Raw genomic sequence first — 4103 nt, 5'->3', positions numbered from 1 at the left:
TGTGTAGTTTTTCACAGTATAAAATAATTTGAAAGTGGTGAGCATATTAGATCATAATTTAATGCGGATTGGTATAACTCGAAATATGTGTTTGAAATATGTGTTTTTAGTCGCTATTTTCGTAGATTTAACCAACTCATATCTCAATAGATCGACCAGAACTGATTTGTTTTGCAACTTGTGAGAATACTTTTATTTGCTCTATTAAATCAAATTTACCTTAAATAACCTGCTTTTTTAAACAGAAACAAACTAATTTAAAGTTATCTTCCCTGTTACAATAACCGCATTCTTTATAAAGTTGATTTTCTATGTCTATATCTTTGGCAGCGTTTAATACCTTTGCTCTTCAGCAGAATTGCACTTCACTTGTTGAAGTGACGAGCAAAGCTGAACTCATTGATATTTGTAATAAATTGTATAAACAACAGTTGCCTATGTTGGTGCTTGGCGGCGGCAGTAATTTGGTTTTTACTGAAGATTATGATGGCACTGTGGTAAAAGTCTCTACAAAAGGGATACAGTTTACTGCAGATGATGATTATCAATATATCACCATTCAAGCCGGCGAAAATTGGCATAACCTAGTTGAGTCCTGTTTGCAAAAACAGATTGATGGTTTAGAAAATATGGCTCTGATCCCTGGGACTGTAGGTGCGGCACCAATACAAAACATTGGTGCCTATGGTGTTGAATTTAATCGGTTCTGTTACGAGATAGAGTTTTTACAACTCGATACAGGACACTTGGTTCGTTTTAACAACCAACAATGTGATTTTGGATATCGTGAGTCTATTTTTAAAAAACAACTCAATAATGTAGCCGTAATTACCGAGGTCACACTGAAATTGGCTAAGCATTGGGTGCCTGTAATAGATTATGGGCCTTTGCAACACTTTGAGCCATCGACAGTCACAGCCAAGCAGATATTTGATTGCGTCTGCCACATTCGCCAATCAAAATTGCCAGATCCTAAGGTATTAGGCAATGTCGGTAGTTTTTTCAAAAACCCGCTAGTTTCAACTAAGGCTTATAATCAACTTAAACTTCGTTTTACTGACCTGGTCGCTTATCAACAAGTTGATGGTCAATATAAACTTGCTGCAGGTTGGTTAATCGATTACGTCGGTTTAAAAGGGGTTAATATCGGTGATGCTGCCGTTCATCAAGATCAAGCTTTGGTGTTGGTTAACCTCGGTCACGCTACTGGCAAACAAGTCTGTCAATTAGCGAAATACGTCATCCAGATGGTTTTTGACAAGTTTGCGGTCACATTACAACCCGAGCCTAGGATTATGGGTTCAGTTGGGGAGATAGAAATAAAATGAATGAACATTGGTCACGCAAGCGCCAAATATTAGCGTGTTTACACCATGATCGTTTTGTTTCGGGTGAGGTCATTGCGCAGTCTTTATCGCTTTCTCGTGCGGCAATTAATCAGCATATTGATGCATTGAAAGACTATGGTATTGAAATATATAGTGTAAAGGGCCGAGGCTATAAATTAGCAAAGCCACTGTCGTTGGTAAATGAGTCACATCTTGTTAATGGTGTTGATGGGCGCTGTTTTTATTTTGATGAAACAACAAGCACTAATGCTTTTATGCTTGGACATGCTGCTGAACTAAAATCCGGTGATATTTGTATTGCTGAATATCAATCTGCCGGCCGAGGAAGAAGAGGAAGACAGTGGTTATCCCCTTATGGTCACCATATTTATGCCTCTATGTTTTGGCGCTTAAATGGCGATATTAGCCAAGCAAGTGGTTTAAGCCTCGTTATTGGCTGTTCTATTGCTAAAACATTATCAAATTTTGGTGTCCAAGGATTGGGATTAAAGTGGCCAAATGATATTTACCTTGATCATAAGAAATTGGCAGGAATTTTAGTGGAAATCTCTCATTGCACAGACCAACAAACCGAACTAGTGCTTGGTTTTGGTATTAATATGAGTATGTCTGCTGAGCAAGGTGAGCTTATTGACCAGCCATGGAGTGACCTATCCAGTTTGATGAGTATGCCTGATAAAACCGAGCTATTGATTAAACTGCATAAAACCCTTAAGGCTGATCTGCAGTTATTCGAGCAGAAAGGGTTAGAGGTTTTTTTAGACCGCTGGAATGAATTTGATTTATTTGTTAATCGTGATGTTACCCTGTTAATGGCCCCTAATTCAGTTAGTGGTATTTACCGAGGTATTGATGAACAAGGGGCGTTAATACTTGAAACCGAACAAGGTGTTAAGCGCTATCTAGGTGGTGAAATTAGTCTTAGGTCAGCACTGTAGAGGGTAAACATGAGCCTAGTTATAGGCTCATATGTTATTATTTTCTCAATAAAACGCGGTCCATTAAGTGATTTGGTCCCTTTTGTAAAATGAGGTGGGCCCGCTCTCGCGTTGGCCGAATATTTAATGATAAATTCGGCCCATTAATAGTATCCCAAATGTTCGCCGCAATATCATTAGCTTCATCATCGGATAGAGATGAATAGTGATGAAAAAATGAGTTTGGATCACTAAATGCACCTTGCCTGAATTGTAAAAATCGTTGTTTGTACCAGTCTTTCAGTAATGATTCTTCAGCATCGACATAAATAGAAAAATCTACAAAATCTGAAACAAACGGCCTCCTTGTATCAACCGGGCTGTCTAAGCCTGTTTGCAGTACATTTAAGCCTTCTAAGATTAAAATGTCAGGCTGACATATGGATTGATGTTCATCGTAGCGTCTATCGTATGTCACATGCGAGTAAAGTGGGGCAATAACTTCTTCATTACCTGCTTTTACCGCAGAAATAAATTCCACTAACATTTTCATGTCATAGCTTTCAGGAAAGCCTTTACGCTGTAATAATCCTTTGCGTTTAAGGTCTGCTAATGGATATAAAAAACCATCAGTGGTGACTAAATCAACTTTAGGATGCTCAGGCCAACGTTGCAATAACGCTTGTAATATTCGCGCTGTGGTACTCTTACCAACCGCAACGCTTCCTGCGATACTAATAATATACGGACCTGGAGATGCTCTCTGCTCGAGAAAATTATCAAGAACCAGTCCACGCTGTTGCTTAGAGCCGACAAATAAATTCAGTAAACGACTGAGGGGAAGGTAAATGTCAGTGACTTCGTCTAAAGACAGCTTTTCATTCATACCACGCAGGTTTTCTAATTCAGCCTGACTCAATGTGAGCGGCACCGATTTGCGTAATTCAGCCCAATGCTTGCGCTGAAAAGCAAAGTAGAGTGCATCTTGTATTGAGTTAATTGGGTTCATTACCATTCCTCTAGTTTGGTCAGGCACATTACACTATCGAATAAATGGCGACAATAGTTTGGTCTTCATTTGTATTAATCACTAATTACATTTGTCTGCAAATCACACTTTCTATACAAAATGAGTGCAAAAAAGCGTCATTTGAAACTTTTTTTAGGTTTTTTACCATTTAGCTATTGCACTCCGAGGCACATTTACCTAATATCCGAACCCGAAATGATGCGCCGGCATAGCTCAGTTGGTAGAGCAACTGACTTGTAATCAGTAGGTCCCGAGTTCGACTCTTGGTGCCGGCACCATTTTTCTGGAGGGGTTCCCGAGTGGCCAAAGGGATCAGACTGTAAATCTGACGGCTCAGCCTTCGAAGGTTCGAATCCTTCTCCCTCCACCATTTTCTAGGTAGTTAGGTAGCCTAAATAGGTTGCGCGGATGTCGTATAATGGTATTACTCCAGCCTTCCAAGCTGATAACGCGGGTTCGATTCCCGCCATCCGCTCCAAATTTGTTCGCTGATATGGCTCGGTTGGTAGAGCGCACCCTTGTTAAGGGTGAGGTCGGTAGTACGAATATGCCTACCAACACCAGCCTGTTATGAATAAGCTTCCTAACCCTAAATAATCGATTCGATGTCATTTTATGCATCGGATTTTTACTATATGTGTTTTCATCACCAAGATAGTTGGACTGAGGCAATACCATGGCAAAAGCTAAATTTGAACGTAACAAGCCCCATGTAAACGTGGGCACCATCGGTCACGTTGACCATGGTAAAACAACCTTAACAGCAGCAATTTCTGCCGTTTTGTCTAAGACATATGGTGGTGAAGC

4 protein-coding genes and 4 tRNA genes are annotated in these 4103 nt (G+C 39.9%); 7 read left to right on the top strand and 1 reads right to left on the bottom strand.

Translation table 11 applies throughout. The features are described 5' to 3' along the window. Positions 1–311: 311 nt before the first annotated feature. Positions 312–1328, top strand: coding sequence for a UDP-N-acetylmuramate dehydrogenase (murB, locus tag AAEZ02_RS21570; protein WP_124013986.1), 1017 nt, complete (start codon positions 312–314; stop codon positions 1326–1328). After that, complete coding sequence (birA, locus tag AAEZ02_RS21565) at positions 1325–2287, top strand: bifunctional biotin--[acetyl-CoA-carboxylase] ligase/biotin operon repressor BirA (protein ID WP_124013987.1); 963 nt, start codon at positions 1325–1327, stop codon at positions 2285–2287. Before murB ends, birA begins: the two co-directional genes overlap by 4 nt. Before the next feature lie 37 nt (positions 2288–2324). Here the strand turns inward: birA and coaA are convergent, their stop codons facing one another. Continuing rightward, positions 2325–3275 carry a type I pantothenate kinase gene (gene coaA / locus AAEZ02_RS21560; protein WP_124013988.1) on the bottom strand — a complete coding sequence of 317 codons (951 nt, stop codon included), beginning with the start codon at positions 3273–3275 and terminating at the stop codon, positions 2325–2327. A 223-nt stretch (positions 3276–3498) separates the two neighbouring features. On the opposite strand from coaA, the gene AAEZ02_RS21555 reads away from it, so the two are divergent. The 5 genes from AAEZ02_RS21555 to AAEZ02_RS21535 form a co-directional block, all read left to right on the top strand. Continuing rightward, positions 3499–3574: transfer RNA gene (locus tag AAEZ02_RS21555), tRNA-Thr, on the top strand. A gap of 7 nt (positions 3575–3581) precedes the next feature. Beyond that, positions 3582–3666: transfer RNA gene (locus AAEZ02_RS21550), tRNA-Tyr, on the top strand. 34 nt (positions 3667–3700) lie between these two features. Beyond that, positions 3701–3774, top strand: a tRNA-Gly gene (locus AAEZ02_RS21545). Between the two features lie 9 nt (positions 3775–3783). Next, positions 3784–3859: transfer RNA gene (locus tag AAEZ02_RS21540), tRNA-Asn, on the top strand. Between the two features lie 113 nt (positions 3860–3972). Continuing rightward, positions 3973–4103 (top strand): GTP-binding protein (locus AAEZ02_RS21535; protein ID WP_351079386.1); only part of this gene is annotated, 131 nt, incomplete at its 3' end.

It is taken from the genome of Shewanella sp. T24-MNA-CIBAN-0130, from assembly GCF_040310185.1.
GTDB classification, from domain to species: domain Bacteria; phylum Pseudomonadota; class Gammaproteobacteria; order Enterobacterales; family Shewanellaceae; genus Shewanella; species Shewanella psychromarinicola.
This window is presented reverse-complemented; position numbering and strand designations above follow the sequence as displayed.